Genomic DNA, 18,219 nt, shown 5'->3' on the forward strand with positions numbered 1-18,219 from the left:
CCCGCCGCTCACCTTTCGAAGGAATTCCCCATGAGAGCGGATGTTGAGGCTGCCAAGGCCGACATCGAGCAGTCGATCGAACTGCTCAGGAGGCGTCTTTGACTGGGAACCAGCGCTTCGAAAACTTCATGAGCTGAACGCCCGGGTCGAGGACCCGAGCCTTTGGGACAACGCCGAGGCCGCCCAGGCCATCACCCGCGAGCGCGCCAAGCTGGCCGCCAGCGTGGAGGCGGTGCAGTCCATAGAGCGCGACCTGGTCGACGCGGTCGGCTATGCCGAAATGGCCGACGAGGAGGGTGACGAAGCCTCCCTCGACGAGGCCCGCGCCCAGCTCAAGGGCCTGAAGGACCGCGCCGGCCGCGCCGAGCTGGAGGCTCTGCTTTCGGGCGAGGCCGACAGCAACGACGCCTTCATGGAAATCAATTCCGGGGCCGGGGGCACCGAGTCCAACGACTGGGCCGGCATGCTGCTGCGCATGTACACCCGCTGGGCCACCGCCCACGGCATGACTGTCGACTTCCTGGAAGAGACCTCGGGCGAACAGGCCGGGATCAAGTCGGTGACCCTCCAGGTCAAGGGTCACAACGCCTATGGCTGGCTGAAGACCGAGGCCGGCGTGCACCGCCTGGTGCGCATCTCGCCCTTTGATTCGGCGGCCAAGCGGCACACCAGCTTCGCCTCGGTCTGGGTCTATCCGGTGGTGGACGACACCATCGTCATCGACATCAATCCGTCTGACGTGCGCACCGACACCTACCGGGCCTCCGGCTCCGGCGGCCAGCACATCAATAAGACCGACTCAGCCGTGCGCCTGACCCACATCCCCACCGGCGTGGCCGTGGCCTGCCAGGCCGGACGCTCGCAGCACCAGAACCGCGAGGAAGCCTGGAAGATGCTGCGCGCCCGGCTCTATGAGATCGAGCTGCAGAAGCGCGAGGCCGAGGCCCAGGCGATGCAGGACCAGAAGACCGATATCGGCTGGGGGCACCAGATCCGCTCCTACGTCTTGCAGCCCTATCAGATGGTCAAGGACCTGCGGACCGAGGTGGAAACCTCCGACACCCAAGGGGTGTTGGACGGCGACCTGGACGGCTTCATGGGCGCGTCGCTCGCTCAGCGGGTCGGCATCACCCGCGAGGGGTAAGGCTGTGATCAGATGTGAGTGGGCGCGCGAAGGGATCGAGGCCCTGCGGCCGCACGTCTCCGTCTTCGTGATCGTCGACGTGCTGTCCTTCTCAACGGCCGTGGACATAGCGGTCGGCCGCGGCGCCTTGATCTATCCGTTCCCGCTCGGCGACCATGAGGCGGCCAAGGATGCGGCGGCGAAGGTCGGCGCGGTGGCCGCGGCGCCCAAGCGCGCCGCGGGCGGCCAGTTCAGCCTGTCGCCCGCTAGCCTGCGTGCCTTGAATCCGGGTGATCGCCTGTTGCTGCCGTCCCCGAACGGGTCGCGGTTGTCGCTGGCCTGCGGTGAGATGCCGGTCCTCGCGGGCTGCCTGCGAAACGCCCGCGCTGTGGCGGCCAAGGCCCGCGAGCTGGCGGGGCAGGGGGACATCGGCGTGATTCCGGCCGGCGAACGTTGGCCCGGCGACACCCTGCGTCCGGCCGTCGAGGACCTGGTCGGCGCGGGCGCCATCATCGACGCTCTGGAGGGCGAGATGACTTCGGAGGCTAGGGTCGCGCGCGACGCCTGGCGCAGCGCCCAGCCCGACCTCGATGCCATGATCCGCGACTGTCTGTCAGGCCGCGAGCTCATCGCGCGCGGCTTCGAGATCGATGTGGACCTGGCCCTGCAGAGCGAGGCTAGCGCCGCGGCGCCCATGCTCCGCGACAGGGCCTATTCCGCCTAGACCGGCTTGGGCGCCAGTCCGGGGGTCGGCGCGGGCGCGGCGGCTTGGGCCAGCGGGCTCGGAGCCGGGGTCGGCGGTGTGGCCGGGCGCTGGAACTTCAGGCTACGGCCCTGGAAGAAGGCCCCGGTTTCCATGGCCAGCTGCTCATGGGTGATGTCGCCGTCAACGTAAGCCGTGCCGTAGAGACGGACCTGCTTGGCGGTCACGGCGCCGATGATGCGGCCGCGGGCCTCGATGGCCTCGGCATAGACGCCGCCCTCGATGTGGCCGGTTTCGCCGACAGTCAGCTTGCCGACCCGGACGTCGCCGCGCACCACCCCGTCGATGTGGACTTCGCCTTCACCGGTGACATTGCCCTCGATGGTGATGTTCTCGCTGATCAGCGAGGCCGCGCGCGGCGCCTTGCGTTGGGCCGCGGGGTCGGCCGCCAGCGGAGCCGGAGCGGCGTCGAACTTCACGGGGGGCTTGGCGGGGGTCTTAGCTGTTTTGGAGAACATAATCGCCGGCTTTCACGAAACGGTCGGGGTTCTGGGCGCGTCCATTGACCCAGACCTCGTAATGAAGATGTGGACCGGTGGAGCGGCCGGTCGAACCCATGGCTCCAATCCTCTGGCCCACCGCCACCCGCTGACCGATGGTCACGCCGATGGCCTGCAGGTGGGCGTAGCGGGTCTTGAAGCCGCCCCCGTGGTCTATCTCAATGGTGTTGCCATATCCCGAACGCTGTCCGGTGAACGACACCACGCCAGGCGCCGTTGTATAAATCGGGACCCCAAAGCCGCCCACGAAGTCGAGGCCCGAGTGGAAGGCCGGTCGCCGGGTGAAGGGATCAAAGCGTACACCGAACCCACTGGAGGTGCCGGTGTGGTTCGTGGGCCGGGCGAAGGGCAGCTTGCCAGCGGCGTCGGCTAGGGCCGAGGCTTCGGACATGTTGGTGGCCGCGTGCTGGATGCGCACCGCGAAGCCCTCGTCGACGTCGAGCACGGCGGCGAGCGCCCGGGGATCCTTTGCCTCGATCAGGGGGCCGCCCAGCGAGCCGCCGCGCGGCGTGTAGGAGGTGGGCGTCAGGCCGGCGAGGCGGAAGGCCAGGCGCAGGCGGTCGGCCCGGCTCTTGGCGAAGTTGTCGGCCGCGTCGATCAACCGTTCCTGGCTGGCGCGGACCAGTTCGATCCGGCGCATGGGGCTGGCGCCGGCCGGCACGTGGCTGGCGCGCTGGATGGTGGGGGCGAGCGCCTGGCTCAGGCCAGGTGCGCCCTTCACGTCGGTGAGCAGCATGGCGAGCGCCGCGTGGCGCTTCTCAATGGTCAGGGCTAGGTCGTCGACAGAGCCATTGGCAGCGTTAAGCTGAGCCACGGCGCTGTTCAGCCGGGCCTGCCGGTCGGCGATCCAGCGTTCGTACTTGGCCTGGGTCCGCGCGATCTCCTGATCGGTCGCCGACAGGGCCATGGCGTTCACCATCATGGCCGCGGTGCAGATGCCCATCCACAACGCGCAGACCGCTAGCACCGAGGCGAAGGTCAGCTGTTTGCCCGTCGTCAGGACAAAGGCACGCATCTCCCCGCCGGAGCGGACATAGAGATGTCGTTCAGGGAAAAGCTCTTCCAGCGATCGGCGAAGGCGCGAAAAGCGTGACATACACACCGCGTCGGCTAGGAACTAAGTTCCGGCGATATGCGATGAGATTTTGGGAACGCGCAAGGGGCTTCGCGCCACGGGAGAGCGCAAGCCGGATAGGCCCAATTCTTAACCTGACTGGTTAACGAGCCATGAACGACCACGCTAGCTTGGCAGACAAATCAAAGGTCTGTCGGGGTTGTAAACCGGCGGCCCGCGACAATTCTACAACAGCCCTGAGACGCGAAGGTTCCCGCCGCACGCGATCCTGGCGGCCCTGCTGCGACCCGCCGCAGAGGCGCGAAAGCTTGACCTTAAAGGCTTTGCGCGGCCTTCAGCACCTCGGCGGCGTGGCCGGCGACCTTCACCTTGCGCCAGATTCGGGCAAGCTTGCCGTCCTGATCGATCAGGAAGGTGGAGCGCTCGATGCCCATATAGTTGCGGCCGTACATGCTCTTCTCCACCCACGAGCCGTAGCGCTCGATGACGGCGCCCTCGGGGTCGGAGCCCAGGGGCACTGCCAAGTCGTATTTCGCCGTAAACTTCGCGTGACTTTTAACGGAGTCCTTGGAGACCCCGATGACGGTGGCGCCCGCCTTGGCGAAGTCGGCGGCCAGGCCTGAGAATTCCTGCGCCTCCTTGGTGCAGCCCGTGGTGTCGTCCTTCGGGTAGAAATAGACCACCACGGCCTTGCCCTTGAAGTCGGACAGCCGCACGGGGCCATCGGCCCCGGCCAGTTCGAAGTCGGGGGCGGTGAAACCTTCGGTCACGTCGGTCATGGTCAGCTCCTTGAGAGGCGGGCGACAGCGCAGCCGCCGCCCGCACAGTTCATTAGACCGGCTTGATCAGCACGATCTTCTTCTTGCCAGCGCCAAGCTTGATGACGCCTTCGACGAGGTCGGCGTCTGTGAGCGTCCGGTCCCCGTCGGTCTCGGCCTTGTCGTTGACCCGCAGGCCGCCGCCCTTGGCGAGGCGCCGCGCCTCGCCGCGGGACGCAGCCAGCCCTGCATCGGTGGCCAACACGGCCAGCACGATGCCGACCTCAAGGTCCGTCATCGAGATCTCGATGGTGGGCAGGTCGGCCGAGAGTGCGCCTTCCTCAAAGGCCTTGCGCGCGGCCTCGGCGGCGGCCTTGGCCGCCTCCGCCCCGTGCAGCATGGTGGTGGCGACATTGGCCAGCACCTTCTTGGCCTCGTTGATGTCGGCGCCCTGCATGGCCTCGTAGCGCGCCACCTCGTCCAGCGGCATGTCGGTGAACAGGCGTAGGAAGCGGCCGACGTCGGCGTCCTCGGTGTTGCGCCAGAACTGCCAGTAGTCGTAGGGGCTGCGCATGTCGGCGTTGAGCCACACGGCCCCGCCCACCGTCTTGCCCATCTTCTGGCCGGACGCCGTGGAGAGCAGGGGGGTGGTCAGGCCGAAGGACGGCTTTTGATCGACGCGGCGGATCAACTCGACGCCATTGAGGATGTTGCCCCACTGGTCGGAGCCGCCCATCTGCAGGGTGCAGCCGAACTTGCGCTCCAGCTCCAGGAAGTCGGTGGCCTGCATCAGCATGTAGTTGAATTCGAGGAAGGTCATCGGCTGCTCACGCTCCAGCCGCAGCTTGACGCTCTCGAAGCTGAGCATGCGGTTGATCGTGAAGTGGACGCCGAATTCCCGCAGGAACTGGACGTAGCCCAGCTTGTCCAGCCAGTCGGCGTTGTCGACCATCACCGCGTCGGTGGGGCCGTCGCCGAAGGTCAGGAACTTGGCGAACACCGTCTTGATGTTGTCGATGTTCGACTGGATCTGCGCCTCGGTGAGCAGGGGCCGCGACTGGTCCTTGTCGGTGGGATCGCCGACCTTGGTGGTGCCGCCGCCCATCAGCACGATGGGTTTGTGCCCCGCCTGCTGCAACCGGCGCAGCATCATGATCTGGATCAGGCTGCCGACGTGCAGGCTGGCGGCGGTGGCATCGAAACCGATGTAGCCGGTGACGATCCCCTTGCCCGCCGCCTCGTCCAGCTCCACCGGATGGGTGATCTGATGGATGTAGCCACGGGCCTGCATGGTGCGCAGCAGGTCGGACTTGAAGGCGGGCTGGTCGGCGGACATGGGCAGGGGCTCTTCTAGGGACGCGTGCGGCTCTAGCACGCGGCGATCCAGGATTTCGAGGGTCATCTAGGTCTCCAAGGGCATGGGGCCGGAGACCATCGATTTTGTGGGAGGGGCGCCGACCGGGTTACGGGTGGCGCGAGATCGGGTCCGCACCTGCTCTAGGGCAGGCGGTAATAACGTCCAGCAAGGGTGGCGCGGATGATCATGGGCGCTAGGTAGCCGTTCGGCGGCCGCGCGGTCAAGCCGGCGAGAATTGCCCTACCGCGCCGCGCGCGGGCGCCGTTAGCATGGGCCATGCGTCTGATCATGCAGCGACACGGGGACTCGCAGGGGACCGCGGCGAAAGCCGTTGAGGTTGAACTCGCCTGGCCCGCGCCCGGGAAGCTCGCCCTGACCTATATCGTAATCGGCGACATCGCGGCCCTGAAACTGCCGTCTCCGGCGCCTGGCGGGCGAACCGACGAACTCTGGCGTCACACCTGCCTGGAAGCCTTCGTCGGCGAGGGCGCGGGCTACTATGAGTTCAACCTCGCTCCGTCGGCGGAGTGGGCGGCCTATGGGTTTAGCGGCTACCGTGACGGGATGGCCCCCGTCGAGCCGTTCGAAGACCCAGCTATCTCCACCGAGGCGACCTATGACCGCTTCGCCCTCCACGCCACCCTGGACTTAAGCGATCTGCCGGACCTGCGCCCGGACGTCGCCTGGCGTCTTGCCCTGACGGCGGTGATCGAGCAGAGGGACGGGCTGAAATCCTACTGGGCCCTGGCCCATCCGGCCGGAAAGCCGGACTTCCATCACGCCGACGGTTTTTCCCAAGTCCTCACGCCAGCAGAGCGCGCATGAAATTTGGCCTCGATCGACTCCTCGCTGACCTGGAACTGCGCGCGCCGCTGAAGGGCCGCCGCGTCGGCCTGGTGGCGCACCCGGCCTCGGTGACCCAGGATCTGACCCACGCCCTGGACGCGCTGGCCGCCTGCGAGGACATCCAGCTTTCGGCCGCCTTCGGACCCCAGCACGGCCTGCGCGGCGACAAGCAGGACAACATGGTTGAGAGCCCGGACTTCACGGACCCGGTGCTCGGCATTCCGGTGTTCAGCCTCTATGGCGAGGTGCGCCGCCCCACCGGCCAGATGATGAGCACCTTCGACGTGGTGCTGATCGACCTGCAGGACCTGGGCTGCCGCATCTACACCTTCGTCACCACGCTTCGGTACATGCTTGAGGCCGCCGCCGCCCACGGCAAGGAGGTCTGGGTGCTGGACCGTCCCAATCCCGCCGGCCGCCCCGTAGAGGGCCTGACGCTGCGGGACGGCTGGGAGAGCTTCGTCGGCGCCGGCGCGATGCCCATGCGGCACGGCCTGACGCTGGGCGAGCTCGGCTACTGGTTCATCAAGACCTTTGACCTCGACGTGAAATACCGGGTGATTGAGATGGAGGGCTGGGAGCCGGAGGCCGCTCCCGGCTACGGATGGCCGCTAGGCGAACGCGCCTGGGTCAATCCGAGCCCAAACGCCCCCAACCTCTGGATGGCTCGGGCCTATGCCGGGACGGTGATGCTGGAGGGCGCGACCCTGTCAGAGGGCCGCGGCACCACCCGGCCCCTGGAACTGTTCGGCGCGCCAGATATCGACGCCCGCGACGTGCTGGCTGAGATGCGGGCCTTCGCGCCCCAATGGCTGGAGGGCTGCGTCCTGCGGGAATGCTGGTTCGAGCCCACCTTCCACAAGCATGTAGGAAAGCTCTGTAACGGGGTGCAGATTCACACTGAGGGGCCGGCCTATGGCCATCAGGCCTTCAAGCCTTGGCGAATCCAGGCCCTGGCCTTCAAAGCGATCCGCCGGCTGCATCCCGACTATCCGCTGTGGCGGGATTTTCCGTACGAGTACGAGATCGGCAAGCTGGCCATCGACGTGATCAACGGCGGGCCGCTGCTGCGGGAATGGGTGGACAACCCGGCGTCCACGGCCGCGGACCTCGACGCCATCACGGTTCCCGACGAACAGGCCTGGCTGACCGAGCGCCAGCCGCACCTGCTCTATTAGGGGAAGCGTGACAGCCTGAAGTGGACGCCGGTTCAGGCGCCCGTCACGCGTCAAACAAGAAGCTCTAGATCGGGTCGGCGGCGATCCGCTTGTCGAGATAGGTCCCGACCCGCTGTTCGACGTCGGGCAGGTTCTCAGCCCAGAAGTGGGTCGCGCCCTCGATCACCTCGTGGTCGATCACGATGCCCTTCTGGGTGCGCAGCTTGGAGACCACGCGCTCGACTTCCACCGGCGGCACCACGGTGTCGGCGCCGCCGTGCAGGATCAGGCCCGAGGCCGGGCAGGGGGCCAGGAAGCTGAAGTCGTACATGTTGGTCGGCGGCGAGACGGAGATGAAGCCGTCCGTCTCCGGGCGGCGCATCAGCAGTTGCATCCCGACCCAGGCGCCAAAGGAATAGCCCGCCACCCAGCACTGCGACGCCGCTGGATTGGTGGTTTGCAGCCAATCGAGCGCCGTGGCCGCGTCGGCCAACTCGCCGATGCCTGAGTCGAATTCGCCCTGGCTGCGGCCCACGCCGCGGAAGTTGAAGCGCAGGGTCGAGAAGCCGCGCTTCATGAACAGGTGGAAGAGCTGAACCGCCACAGGATGGTTCATCTGGCCGCCGGCGCGCGGGTGCGGGTGCAGGATCAGGGCGATCGGCGCCGTTTCGCTCTTGCCCGCCGAATAACGGCCTTCGATGCGGCCGGCTGCGCCGGTCAGAACCACTTCAGGCATGCCATCCTCACGTCGAATAGTTGACTAATGCGCTTGGTCTTCCTAGATCACGTCTTCAGACGAGCTCCTGGGATATAGCCCTGCGCAAGGCGGCGGCTTTAGCACAGGGGCCTCTCGAAACGCTCGAAAATTCGCAACCGGATTTCGCCCGCCCATGCGCCTCAGCACCAAAGGCCGATATGCCGTGATGGCCATGGCCGATCTCGCGCGCCGTCAGGGCTGCGGCGAAGACGGCGAACGGGCCGTCTCGCTGGCCGAGATCGCCGCCCGTCAGCAGATTTCGCTGTCCTATCTGGAACAACTCTTCGCCCGCCTGCGCCGCCGTGGCCTGGTGAAGAGCTTGCGCGGTCCCGGCGGCGGCTACCTGCTGGCCGGCACGGCGGAGACCACGAGCATTGCCGATATCGTCATGGCCGTGGACGAACCCCTGCGCGCCACCCGCTGCTCCACCAAGAGCAAGGGCTGCATGCTGAAAGGCGAGCGTTGCCTGACCCACGACCTGTGGGAAGAGATGGGCCGTCAGATCGAAGGCTACCTGGCCTCTGTCACCCTGGCCGACGTCGTCACCGGCCGCCTGGGCGCGGCGCGGGAGGCGGCATGACCGGGGTTTATCTGGACTACAACGCCACGGCCCCGGTCCGGCCCGAGGCCATCGCCGCGATGACAGCGGTGATGGAGCAGGTCGGCAACCCATCTTCCATCCACGCCGCCGGCCGCGCCGCCCGCGCGCTGGTTGAGCAGGCCCGCGAGCAGATCGCCGCCTTGGTGGGCGGGCCAGCCTCTACCGTGATCTTCACCGGCTGCGGCACCGAGGCCAACGCCCTCGCCATCGAAAGCGCGGTGGCCACCGGATCACGACGGCTGATCGTCAGCGCCGTCGAACATGAGAGCGTCGTTGAAACCGCCAAGGCCACGGGTGCGGCGGTCGAACTCCTGCCCGTGGGCGCGGACGGCCTGGCCGATCTCGATTGGCTGAAGGCCAGGCTCGCCGCCTGGGACCCCGCCGACGGCAAACCCTTCGTCGCCCTGATGCTGGCCAACAACGAGACCGGGGTTATCCAGCCCATCGCCGAAGTGTCCGAGATCGTTCGCGCCGCCGATGGATGGCTGCACGTCGACGCCATACAGGCGGCCGGCAAGATCGCCGTCGACAGCCGCGCGCTCGGCGCCGACACCCTCACCATCTCCGGACACAAGTTCGGCGGCCCGCAGGGCGTGGGCGCGCTGACCTTCGGACCGCGCTCCACCCTGGTTCGCCGCCAGCACGGCGGCGGGCAGGAGCGAGGACGCCGGGCCGGCACCGAGAACGTCGCCGGGATCGCGGGCCTGGGCGCCGCCGCCGCCGCCGCCCTGCGCGACCTGGAAACCTTCGCTGCTCAGGCCGTGATGCGCGACCTGGCGGCCGCCTGCCTGGAGGCTGAGGGCGCCGTGGTGATCGGCAAGGATTCGCCGCGCCTGGCCAACACCCTCTGTATCGCCAGTCCCGGTCATGCTTCGGACCTGCAGGTGATGGGGCTCGACCTGGCCGGCGTCATGGTCAGCGCCGGCTCGGCCTGTTCGTCGGGCAAGGTGAAGGCCAGTGCGGTGCTGACCGCCATGGGCCTGACCGAACTTGCCCCCTATGCGATCCGCGTCAGCGGCGGCTGGGGCGCCGCCGAGACCGACTGGGCCGCCTTCGTCGCGGCCTGGAGCGACATTCATTCCCGACACGCGGCTCGCCGCGCGCCGGCGGCTTAGGAGTTTCGTCATGGCCGCCGTCAAGCAGACCATCGATCACGTCGAGAGCCTGGAGAAGTACCAACACGGCTTTGTCACCGACATCGCCCAGGACTTCGCCCCCAAGGGCCTGAACGCCGACATCGTGCGCTTCATATCGGCCAAGAAGAACGAGCCGCAATGGATGCTGGACTGGCGCCTGGACGCCTTCGAGCGCTGGCTGGCCATGGACGAGCCGCAATGGGCCAAGGTCCACTTCCCGCGTATCGACTACCAGGACAGCTACTATTACGCCGCGCCTTCCGAGAAGAAGGGGCCCAAGAGCCTGGACGAGGTTGATCCCGAGATCCTGGCCGTCTACGCGAAGCTGGGCATCCCCCTGAAGGAACAGGCCGTCCTGGCCGGCGTCGAGGGCTCTCCCCGCTACGCCGTGGACGCGGTGTTCGACTCTGTCTCGGTGGTCACCACCTTCAAGAAGGAACTGGCCCAGGTCGGGGTGATCTTCTGCTCCATGAGCGAAGCGATCCGCGAGCACCCGGAGCTGGTGAAGAAATATCTCGGCTCAGTCGTGCCGGTTTCCGACAACTACTATGCCTGCCTCAACGCCGCGGTGTTCTCCGACGGCAGCTTCGTCTATGTGCCGCCGGGCGTGCGCTGCCCGATGGAGCTGTCGACCTATTTCCGCATCAATGCGGAGAACTCCGGCCAGTTCGAACGCACCCTGATCATCGCCGACAAGGGCGCTTACGTCTCCTATCTGGAGGGCTGCACGGCCCCCATGCGCGACGAGAACCAGCTGCACGCCGCCGTGGTCGAGCTGGTGCTGCTGGACGATGCCGAGATCAAATACTCCACCGTCCAGAACTGGTATCCGGGCGACCCCGTGACCGGTAAGGGCGGCATCTACAACTTCGTCACCAAGCGCGCTGACTGCCGCGGCGACCGCTCCAAGGTTTCCTGGACCCAGGTGGAGACCGGCTCGGCCATCACCTGGAAGTACCCCTCCTGCGTCCTGCGCGGCGAAGGCTCGGTGGGCGAGTTCTATTCCATCGCCATCACCAACGGCCGCCAGCAGGCCGACACCGGCACCAAGATGATCCACCTGGGCGCCAACACCCGATCGCGCGTGATCTCCAAGGGTATCTCGGCGGGCAAGTCCTCCAATACCTATCGCGGCCTGGTCTCGGCCCACCCCAAGGCCAAGGGCGCGCGCAATTTCACCCAGTGCGACTCCTTGCTCATCGGCAAGACCTGCGCGGCCCACACGGTGCCCTATATCGAGGCCCGCAACGGCAGCTGCGTCTTCGAGCACGAGGCCACCACCACCAAGCTCTCGGAAGACCAGCTGTTCTACTCCATGCAGCGGGGGCTTTCGCAGGAGGAGGCCGTCCAGCTGCTGGTCAACGGCTTCGTCAAGGACGTGCTGCAGGAGCTGCCCATGGAGTTCGCCGTGGAAGCCCAGAAGCTCGTCGCCATCTCCCTCGAAGGGTCCGTCGGATGACCCCTGCTACTTCGGAACGGATCTCCGCCATGTCCTTCAGGCAAGCCTTTGACGCCGAACGTCTGAAACGCGACGCCGAGCGCCGCGCCCGCGACGACGCCGAGCGCGCGCGCCAGGAGGCCGACGAGGCCCGGTCCCTCCAACTCTTCGAACTCCTGGCGGCCGATCCGGGCTTCCTGGACGAGAAGAAGCTTACCCTCGAGCACAGCCGCTACACGGTGATGCTGGAACACGCCGACTACCGGCTGCGCGCCTACTTCGAGGACGCTCAGATCAACGTCACCGCCGCCGACAAGCGCTCGGCCACCACCATCACCGCCGCCCCCACCAAGCAGGAGTCCGTCGACAGCGTCGAACAGGCCCTGGATGTGCTGGCCCGCTACCTCGCCGACGAGACCCTCTGATGCTGCATATCGAGAACCTGCGCGCCGAGGTGGACGGCAAGGAGATCCTCAAGGGCCTGTCGCTGGATGTGCCCGCGGGCGAGGTCCACGCCATCATGGGGCCGAACGGGGCCGGCAAGTCGACCCTGTCCTACGTGCTCACCGGCCGGTCGGGCTACGACGTCACCGGCGGGACCGCCACCCTGGACGGCGAGGACCTGCTGGCCCTAGATCCCAATGAGCGCGCCGCCAAGGGGGTCTTCCTGTCCTTCCAGTATCCGCTGGAAATCCCGGGCGTCCCGGCCCTGACCTTCATCCGCACCGCCATGAACGCCCAGCGCAAGGCGCGCGGCGAGGCCGAGATCACCGCCCAGGCCTTCCTGAAGCTGGCCCGGGAGCATGCGGCCGCCCTGAAGATCGACTTCGATATGCTGAAGCGGGCGCTCAATGTCGGCTTCTCGGGCGGCGAGAAGAAGCGGATGGAGATCTTCCAGATGGCCATGCTGGCCCCGCGCTTCCTGATCCTGGACGAGACCGACTCCGGCCTGGATATCGACGCCCTGAAGATCGTCTCGGAAGGCGTCAACGCCATGCGGTCGCCCGACCGGGGCATGCTGGTGATCACCCACTACCAGCGCCTGCTGGACTACATCAAACCCGACAAGGTCCACGTCCTGGCGGGGGGGCGCATCGCCGCCACCGGCGGGCCGGACCTGGCGCTCGAGCTCGAGCGCGAAGGCTACGACAAGTATGCGAGGGCCGCTTGAGCCTTAGCACCGCCCTGAAATCCGGCGACGTCAGCCTGCTGCCCGGCAAGCGTGACGAAGACTGGAAGTGGACCGACCTGCGCGGCCTGTTGCGCGTCCTGCCGGCCGCGGCGCCGGCTCTGGACCTCGTCGGCCTGGCCGAGGGACCGTTCGACGCCCTGGCCGATGAGCGCCATGTGGTGGCCGGCGGCCAACCCGATGTCGTCATCGACGTGCCGGCCGACGGCAGTCTGGCCGTGTCGCTGCGGGTCCTGTCGCGCGACGGCGGCGCGCTCACCGGCAAGGTCACCATCCGCGTCGGTGCGAACGCCAAGCTGCGCTTGCTGGAGAGCTATGAGGGCGACGCCAGCGCCTACGTCACCGATACCGCCCTGACGATCCGCCTGGAGGCTGGAGCCGCCATCGAGCGCATCGTCCTGGCCGCCGACGGCGCCGAGGGCGTCACTGTCAGCCAAGCCCAGGTGATCCTGTCACCCGGCGCCGAGTACGGCCAGACCGTGATCACCAACGGGGCGCGCCGCCAGCGGATCGAGACCCAGGTCACCCATCCGGGCGCGCACGCCAAGCTGCGCCTCGACGGCCTCTACCTGCTGGAAGACAAGCGCCACGCCGACCTGACCACCGTGGTCCTGCACCAGGGTGTCGACGGCGCCACTGACCAGTTCACCCGCGGCGTGGTGCGCGACCAGTCGCGCGGCATCTTCCAGGGCCGGATCGTGGTGGAGGAGGGCGCCGACCGTACCGACGCCCGCATGCGCCACAATGCGCTGATCCTGTCCGACAAGGCTGAGATTGACGCCAAGCCCGAGCTGCTGATTTTCGCCGACGACGTGCAGTGCGCGCACGGCAACACCATCGGGGCCCTGGACGAGGAGGCGCTGTTCTACATGCGCCAGCGCGGCCTGCCCGAGACCGAGGCCCGCGCCCTGTTGATCGAGGCCTTCGTGGGCGCTGTGGCTGACCGCATCGGCTTTGAGCCCGTCCGCGACATCGCGCGGTCCTGGGCGGCCGAACGGCTGAGGGCCTGAGTATGGCCTTTGACGCCGAAGCCATCCGCGCGGAGTTCCCGATCCTGGCCCGCCAGGTGAACGGCAAGCCGCTGGTCTACCTGGATAGCGCCGCATCGGCCCAGAAGCCGCGCGCGGTGATCGACGCCATGGTCCACGCCATGGAGCACTCCTATTCGAACGTCCACCGGGGGCTCCATACCCTCGCCAATGAAACGACGGAAGCCTATGAAAAGGCCCGCCAAAGCGTTGCCGACTTCATCCACGCAGACCTGGCCGAAATCGTCTTCACCAAGGGTGGGACGGAAGCCATCAACCTTGTGGCCGCGGGCCTTGGCGCGCGGCTGAAGGCCGGCGACGAAATCCTGCTCACCGAGATGGAGCACCACGCCAATATCGTGCCGTGGCACTTCCTGCGCGAACGCCAGGGCGTGGTCCTGAAGTTTATCCCGGTGCTCGACGACGGCCAGCTCGACATGGCCGCCATCCCCGACCTGCTGAGCGCGAAGACCAGGATGGTCGCCCTGACCCACATGTCCAATGTCCTGGGCACCGTGAACCCGGTGGCGCAGATCATCGAGATGGCCCACGCCGCCGGCGCCCTGGTGCTGCTGGACGGCTGCCAGGCCATCGTCCACCAGCCGATCGACGTGAAGGCCCTGGACGTCGATTTCTACGTCTTCTCCGGCCACAAGCTCTATGGCCCTACCGGTATCGGCATCCTCTACGGCAAGGCCGAGCGTCTGGCCGAACTGCCGCCCTACCAGGGCGGCGGCGAAATGATCAGCTCGGTCTCCCTGGATGAGATCACATATGCCGACCCGCCCCACCGCTTCGAGGCCGGCACGCCGCCGATCCTGGAGGCCATCGGCCTGGGGGCGGCCATCGACTGGTTCGCCAAGCTCGATCGCGCCGCCATCGCCGCCCATGAGCACCGGCTCTATGCCCGCGTGCGCGAGGGCCTGGCCGGCGCCAACTGGCTGAAGGTGATCGGCGAGGCCCCAGGCAAGGGCGCGATCCTGACCTTCACTGTCGACGGGGCCCATGCGCACGACGTGGCCCAGATCCTCGACCGCTACGGCGTCGCGGTGCGTGCCGGAACCCATTGCGCGGAACCTCTGATGCGGCGCTTTGGCGTCACCTCGAGCGCGCGCGCCTCCTTCGCCCTATACAATACGGAAGGGGAGGCCGACGCCTTTGTCGACGCCCTCAACCGTACCCAAGCCTTTTTCGCGTAGAGCCTGACCCATGGACGACGCCACGCCCGTCACCACCACGCCGATCAGCCAGCATGAGCTGGATGTGATCACCGACCAGCTGATCGAGCAGCTGAAGACGGTGTTCGATCCGGAAATCCCGGTCGACATCTATGAGCTGGGCCTGATCTACAAGGTCGACGTCTCCGACACCAAGGACGTGGCCATCGACATGACCCTGACCGCCCCGGGCTGCCCGGTGGCCGGCGAAATGCCGGGCTGGGTGGAGGACGCGGTCAAGCAGATTCCCGGCATCGGCCAGGTGAAGGTCGACCTCGTTTTCGACCCGCCGTGGGATCCCTCGCGGATGTCCGACGAGGCGAAACTGCAATTGAACATGTTCTGACCTATATAGATGACATGACCGATCTGAACGCCGCCCCCCGCGTCCGTCGCCCCCGCCCCAAGGTCGTCTCCCTGACCGACGCCGCCGCCGAGCGCGTGCGCGAGATCATGGGCCGCGCCGAGGTCCCCTATGCCGGCCTGCGGGTGGGCGTGAAGAACGGCGGCTGCGCCGGGTCCGAATACGTCATCGAGTATGCCGAGGCCGCAGCGCCCCTGGACGAGGTGGTGGAGGACAAGGGCGTCACCATCCTGATCGACCCCAAGGCCGTGCTGTTCCTGATCGGCACAGAGATCGACTACGAGAAGACCAAGCTTTCGGCCAAGTTCACCTTCCGCAACCCCAACCAGACCGACGCCTGCGGCTGTGGCGAGAGCGTGACCATCGAACCGGGCAAGGTTCTCGACGCCTGAGGCGTCGTCCCGTCCCATAGCGTGGCTCTATGTTGTGGATCGGAACAATCGATTTCCCCAATCCATCAAAAGGGGTCTTTCTAGCGTCAGTTGAATTGGCGACCGGGTCTCCAGGCTCGGCGAAAATCCAAACGCTAGGGAGACAGAGATGGCTGATGACAACGCTCCGGGCCAATGCCCGATGGGTTTCGGCGCCACGCGCCGGACCAATCGCGACTGGTGGCCCCGGAACCTGCGCCTTGAAGGCCTGAACCAGCACTCGCCGCGGTCCAATCCCATGGGCGAGACCTTCGACTACGCCAAGGCGTTTAAGAGCCTCGATCTGAACGCGGTGATCGCCGACCTGCGCGCCCTGATGACCGATTCCCAGGACTGGTGGCCCGCCGACTTCGGCCACTATGGCGGCCTGTTCATCCGCCTGGCCTGGCACAGCGCCGGCACCTACCGCACCTCCGACGGTCGCGGCGGCGCGGGCGGCGGGCAGCAGCGTTTCGCGCCCCTGAACAGCTGGCCCGACAACGCCAACCTGGACAAGGCGCGCCGCCTGCTGTGGCCGATCAAGCAGAAGTACGGCGCTGCGATTTCCTGGGCCGACCTCTACGTCCTGGTGGGCAACGTCGCCCTGGACTCCATGGGCTTCAAGACCTTCGGCTTCGGCGGCGGCCGGGCCGACACCTGGGAGCCAGAGGAGCTCTATTGGGGGCCTGAAGGTTCCTGGCTGGGCGATGAACGCTATAGCGGCGAGCGCCAGTTGCACACCGCCCTGGGCGCGGTCCAGATGGGCCTGATCTACGTCAATCCCGAAGGTCCTGGCGGCAATCCCGATCCGGTCGCCTCGGCGCGGGATATCCGCGACACCTTCGCGCGCATGGCCATGGACGACGAGGAGACCGTCGCCCTGATCGCCGGCGGCCACACCTTCGGCAAGACCCACGGCGCCGGCGACCCGTCCTTCGTGGGCGTCGAACCCGAGGGCGGCGTGATCGAGGACCAGGGCCTGGGCTGGCGCAGCAAGCTCGGGACCGGCTTCGGCGCCGACGCCATCACCGGTGGGCCCGAGGTCACCTGGAGCCAGACCCCGACCCAGTGGAGCAACCACTTCTTCGAAAACCTCTTCAAGTTCGAATGGGAACTGGAAAAGAGCCCGGCGGGCGCCCAGCAGTGGCGCGCCAAGAATGCGACGCCCGATATTCCCGACGCCTATGACGGGACCAGGAAGCATCTGCCGAAGATGCTGACCTCGGATCTCGCCCTGAGGTTCGATCCGGCCTACGAGAAGATCTCGCGGCGGTTCCTGGAGAACCCCGACCAGTTCGCCGACGCCTTCGCGCGGGCCTGGTTCAAGCTGACCCACCGCGACATGGGGCCGATCGGACGCTATCTCGGCCCGCTGGTCCCCAAGGAGACGCTGATCTGGCAGGACCCGATCCCGGCCGTGGATCACCCGCTGATCGGCGCGGCGGACATCGCGGCGCTGAAGGCCAAGATCCTCGCCTCCGGCCTATCGGTGTCGCAGTTGGTCTCGGCCGCCTGGGCCTCGGCCTCGACGTGGCGGGGGTCCGACAAGCGGGGCGGCGCCAACGGCGCCCGCGTCCGTCTGGCGCCGCAGAAGGACTGGGAGGTCAATGATCCGGCCGATCTCGCCAGGGTGCTGTCGGCCCTCGAAACCATCCGCAGCGAATTCCAGGCCGGCGGCAAGAAGGTCTCCTTGGCGGACCTCATCGTCCTGGCGGGGGCCGCGGCGTTGGAGAATGCCGCCAAGGACGCCGGGACCTCTGTCGAGGTTCCGTTCACCCCGGGCCGCATGGACGCCTCGGCGGAACAGACTGACGCCGACTCCTTCGCCCCGCTGGAGCCCACCTCCGACGGCTTCCGCAACTACCGGCGCGGCGAGCAATTCATGGCGCCGGAGGAAGCCCTGGTGGACCGGGCGCAACTGCTGCGGCTGAGCGTCCCGGAGATGACGGTGCTTGTGGGCGGCCTGCGGGTCCTGGGCGCCAATGCCGCCGGCTCCAAGGCCGGGGTGTTCACCAACCGCACCGGCCAGCTCACCACCGACTTCTTCGTCAACCTGCTGGACATGAACACCGAGTGGCAGGCGGCTGGCTCGGACAACGCCTTCAACGGCGTCGACCGCCACACCAAGGCGCCGAAGTGGACCGCCACCCGCGTGGACCTGATCTTCGGCTCCCACGCCGAACTGCGGGCCCAGGCGGAGGTCTATGCCTGCGCCGACGCGCAGGGCAAGTTCGTCCATGACTTCGTTGCGGCCTGGACCAAGGTGATGAACGCCGACCGTGTCGACCTGAACTAAGCCCCACGCGGCGGCGTCCAGCCGGACGCCGCCGCTTGACGGCCTTCGCGGCTGTCCCTATTCGCAATCCCACGGTCCGCAGTTCACCGAGGCATCGCCGCCCGCAGGGGTTCGCTAAACCTGCTTAGACTTTGATCGACTGACACATCTCATCGTGCCAGATCGGAAGGGCGATCACCGTTCATCCCCGGCACGCGAGGGATA

General features: G+C 67.1%; 19 protein-coding genes. 14 read left to right on the forward strand and 5 right to left on the reverse strand.

The features are described from left to right. Positions 1–30 precede the first annotated feature (30 nt). A protein-coding gene (gene prfB / locus JKL49_RS10365) for a peptide chain release factor 2 (RefSeq protein WP_215340209.1) occupies positions 31–1,144 on the forward strand; the annotation gives its coding sequence in 2 pieces (ribosomal slippage) (positions 31–99 and positions 101–1,144; 1,113 coding nt in all). Positions 1,145–1,148: 4 nt separating this feature from the next. Next, positions 1,149–1,847 carry a 2-phosphosulfolactate phosphatase gene (locus JKL49_RS10370; RefSeq protein ID WP_215340211.1) on the forward strand — a complete coding sequence of 233 codons (699 nt, stop codon included), beginning with the start codon at positions 1,149–1,151 and terminating at the stop codon, positions 1,845–1,847. Here JKL49_RS10370 and JKL49_RS10375 read toward each other — a convergent pair. The 4 genes from JKL49_RS10375 to tyrS form a co-directional block, all read right to left on the reverse strand. Continuing rightward, positions 1,844–2,344 carry a bactofilin family protein gene (locus JKL49_RS10375; protein ID WP_215340213.1) on the reverse strand — a complete coding sequence of 167 codons (501 nt, stop codon included), beginning with the start codon at positions 2,342–2,344 and terminating at the stop codon, positions 1,844–1,846. The two genes, JKL49_RS10370 and JKL49_RS10375, sit on opposite strands and share 4 nt — an antisense overlap. Further along, a complete protein-coding gene (locus tag JKL49_RS10380) occupies positions 2,325–3,488 on the reverse strand; it encodes a M23 family metallopeptidase (protein ID WP_215340215.1) in 1,164 nt (387 codons plus the stop codon). Before JKL49_RS10380 ends, JKL49_RS10375 begins: the two co-directional genes overlap by 20 nt. Positions 3,489–3,775: 287 nt before the next feature. Next, the gene (locus JKL49_RS10385; RefSeq protein ID WP_215340217.1) at positions 3,776–4,240 is read right to left on the reverse strand and encodes a peroxiredoxin; all 465 of its coding nucleotides are present in this window, start codon (positions 4,238–4,240) and stop codon (positions 3,776–3,778) included. A 52-nt stretch (positions 4,241–4,292) separates the two neighbouring features. After that, positions 4,293–5,621 carry a tyrosine--tRNA ligase gene (tyrS, locus tag JKL49_RS10390; RefSeq protein WP_430700800.1) on the reverse strand — a complete coding sequence of 443 codons (1,329 nt, stop codon included), beginning with the start codon at positions 5,619–5,621 and terminating at the stop codon, positions 4,293–4,295. Positions 5,622–5,852: 231 nt separating this feature from the next. Here tyrS and JKL49_RS10395 point away from each other — a divergent pair, with 231 nt between their 5' ends. Together JKL49_RS10395 and JKL49_RS10400 are read left to right on the forward strand one after the other, a co-directional pair. Further along, positions 5,853–6,401 (forward strand): DOMON-like domain-containing protein, encoded by a 549-nt coding sequence (locus tag JKL49_RS10395; RefSeq protein WP_249778072.1) that lies wholly within the window; start codon positions 5,853–5,855, stop codon positions 6,399–6,401. Next, the gene (locus JKL49_RS10400) at positions 6,398–7,600 is read left to right on the forward strand and encodes an exo-beta-N-acetylmuramidase NamZ family protein (RefSeq protein WP_215340219.1); all 1,203 of its coding nucleotides are present in this window, start codon (positions 6,398–6,400) and stop codon (positions 7,598–7,600) included. Before JKL49_RS10395 ends, JKL49_RS10400 begins: the two co-directional genes overlap by 4 nt. Before the next feature lie 64 nt (positions 7,601–7,664). Here JKL49_RS10400 and JKL49_RS10405 read toward each other — a convergent pair whose 3' ends face one another. After that, complete coding sequence (locus JKL49_RS10405) at positions 7,665–8,315, reverse strand: alpha/beta hydrolase (RefSeq protein ID WP_215340221.1); 651 nt, start codon at positions 8,313–8,315, stop codon at positions 7,665–7,667. 154 nt (positions 8,316–8,469) lie between these two features. Here JKL49_RS10405 and JKL49_RS10410 point away from each other — a divergent pair, with 154 nt between their 5' ends. The 10 genes from JKL49_RS10410 (at position 8,470) to katG (ending at position 18,015) form a co-directional block, all read left to right on the forward strand. Continuing rightward, entirely contained in the window at positions 8,470–8,916 is a 447-nt protein-coding gene (locus JKL49_RS10410) for an Rrf2 family transcriptional regulator (protein ID WP_215340223.1), read from the forward strand. After that, positions 8,913–10,052: a cysteine desulfurase family protein gene (locus JKL49_RS10415; protein WP_215340225.1), complete on the forward strand. Its 1,140-nt coding sequence runs from the start codon at positions 8,913–8,915 to the stop codon at positions 10,050–10,052. Before JKL49_RS10410 ends, JKL49_RS10415 begins: the two co-directional genes overlap by 4 nt. Before the next feature lie 10 nt (positions 10,053–10,062). Beyond that, entirely contained in the window at positions 10,063–11,532 is a 1,470-nt protein-coding gene (sufB, locus tag JKL49_RS10420; protein WP_215340227.1) for a Fe-S cluster assembly protein SufB, read from the forward strand. Positions 11,533–11,561: 29 nt separating this feature from the next. Continuing rightward, a complete protein-coding gene (locus tag JKL49_RS10425; protein ID WP_215340229.1) occupies positions 11,562–11,936 on the forward strand; it encodes a hypothetical protein in 375 nt (124 codons plus the stop codon). Next, complete coding sequence (sufC, locus tag JKL49_RS10430) at positions 11,936–12,682, forward strand: Fe-S cluster assembly ATPase SufC (protein WP_215340231.1); 747 nt, start codon at positions 11,936–11,938, stop codon at positions 12,680–12,682. The genes JKL49_RS10425 and sufC overlap by 1 nt, the downstream gene beginning before the upstream one ends. Beyond that, positions 12,679–13,710 (forward strand): Fe-S cluster assembly protein SufD, encoded by a 1,032-nt coding sequence (gene sufD / locus JKL49_RS10435; RefSeq protein WP_215340232.1) that lies wholly within the window; start codon positions 12,679–12,681, stop codon positions 13,708–13,710. Before sufC ends, sufD begins: the two co-directional genes overlap by 4 nt. A 2-nt stretch (positions 13,711–13,712) precedes the next feature. Beyond that, positions 13,713–14,927 (forward strand): aminotransferase class V-fold PLP-dependent enzyme, encoded by a 1,215-nt coding sequence (locus tag JKL49_RS10440; protein WP_215340234.1) that lies wholly within the window; start codon positions 13,713–13,715, stop codon positions 14,925–14,927. A gap of 10 nt (positions 14,928–14,937) precedes the next feature. Next, entirely contained in the window at positions 14,938–15,291 is a 354-nt protein-coding gene (locus JKL49_RS10445) for an SUF system Fe-S cluster assembly protein (protein ID WP_215340236.1), read from the forward strand. Between the two features lie 14 nt (positions 15,292–15,305). After that, on the forward strand, positions 15,306–15,701 hold the full coding sequence (locus tag JKL49_RS10450; protein WP_215340238.1) for a HesB/IscA family protein: 396 nt from the start codon (positions 15,306–15,308) through the stop codon (positions 15,699–15,701). A gap of 148 nt (positions 15,702–15,849) precedes the next feature. Next, positions 15,850–18,015 (forward strand): catalase/peroxidase HPI, encoded by a 2,166-nt coding sequence (gene katG / locus JKL49_RS10455; protein WP_215340246.1) that lies wholly within the window; start codon positions 15,850–15,852, stop codon positions 18,013–18,015. The last annotated feature ends 204 nt before the right edge of the window (positions 18,016–18,219 follow it).

The organism is Phenylobacterium glaciei (assembly GCF_016772415.1).
Lineage (GTDB): Bacteria > Pseudomonadota > Alphaproteobacteria > Caulobacterales > Caulobacteraceae > Phenylobacterium > Phenylobacterium glaciei.

What these genes read in the sequence shown, in the direction of transcription:
- JKL49_RS10440 (WP_215340234.1), top strand. Translation starts at nt 13,713, where the DNA reads ATGGCCTTTGACGCCGAAGCCATCCGCGCGGAGTTCCCGATCCTGGCC.
- katG (WP_215340246.1), top strand. Translation starts at nt 15,850, where the DNA reads ATGGCTGATGACAACGCTCCGGGCCAATGCCCGATGGGTTTCGGCGCC.
- JKL49_RS10385 (WP_215340217.1), bottom strand. Translation starts at nt 4,240, where the DNA reads ATGACCGACGTGACCGAAGGTTTCACCGCCCCCGACTTCGAACTGGCC.
- JKL49_RS10450 (WP_215340238.1), top strand. Translation starts at nt 15,306, where the DNA reads ATGACCGATCTGAACGCCGCCCCCCGCGTCCGTCGCCCCCGCCCCAAG.
- JKL49_RS10400 (WP_215340219.1), top strand. Translation starts at nt 6,398, where the DNA reads ATGAAATTTGGCCTCGATCGACTCCTCGCTGACCTGGAACTGCGCGCG.
- JKL49_RS10395 (WP_249778072.1), top strand. Translation starts at nt 5,853, where the DNA reads ATGCGTCTGATCATGCAGCGACACGGGGACTCGCAGGGGACCGCGGCG.
- tyrS (WP_430700800.1), bottom strand. Translation starts at nt 5,621, where the DNA reads ATGACCCTCGAAATCCTGGATCGCCGCGTGCTAGAGCCGCACGCGTCC.
- JKL49_RS10445 (WP_215340236.1), top strand. Translation starts at nt 14,938, where the DNA reads ATGGACGACGCCACGCCCGTCACCACCACGCCGATCAGCCAGCATGAG.
- JKL49_RS10405 (WP_215340221.1), bottom strand. Translation starts at nt 8,315, where the DNA reads ATGCCTGAAGTGGTTCTGACCGGCGCAGCCGGCCGCATCGAAGGCCGT.
- sufB (WP_215340227.1), top strand. Translation starts at nt 10,063, where the DNA reads ATGGCCGCCGTCAAGCAGACCATCGATCACGTCGAGAGCCTGGAGAAG.
- sufC (WP_215340231.1), top strand. Translation starts at nt 11,936, where the DNA reads ATGCTGCATATCGAGAACCTGCGCGCCGAGGTGGACGGCAAGGAGATC.
- JKL49_RS10375 (WP_215340213.1), bottom strand. Translation starts at nt 2,344, where the DNA reads ATGTTCTCCAAAACAGCTAAGACCCCCGCCAAGCCCCCCGTGAAGTTC.
- JKL49_RS10425 (WP_215340229.1), top strand. Translation starts at nt 11,562, where the DNA reads ATGTCCTTCAGGCAAGCCTTTGACGCCGAACGTCTGAAACGCGACGCC.
- JKL49_RS10410 (WP_215340223.1), top strand. Translation starts at nt 8,470, where the DNA reads ATGCGCCTCAGCACCAAAGGCCGATATGCCGTGATGGCCATGGCCGAT.
- JKL49_RS10415 (WP_215340225.1), top strand. Translation starts at nt 8,913, where the DNA reads ATGACCGGGGTTTATCTGGACTACAACGCCACGGCCCCGGTCCGGCCC.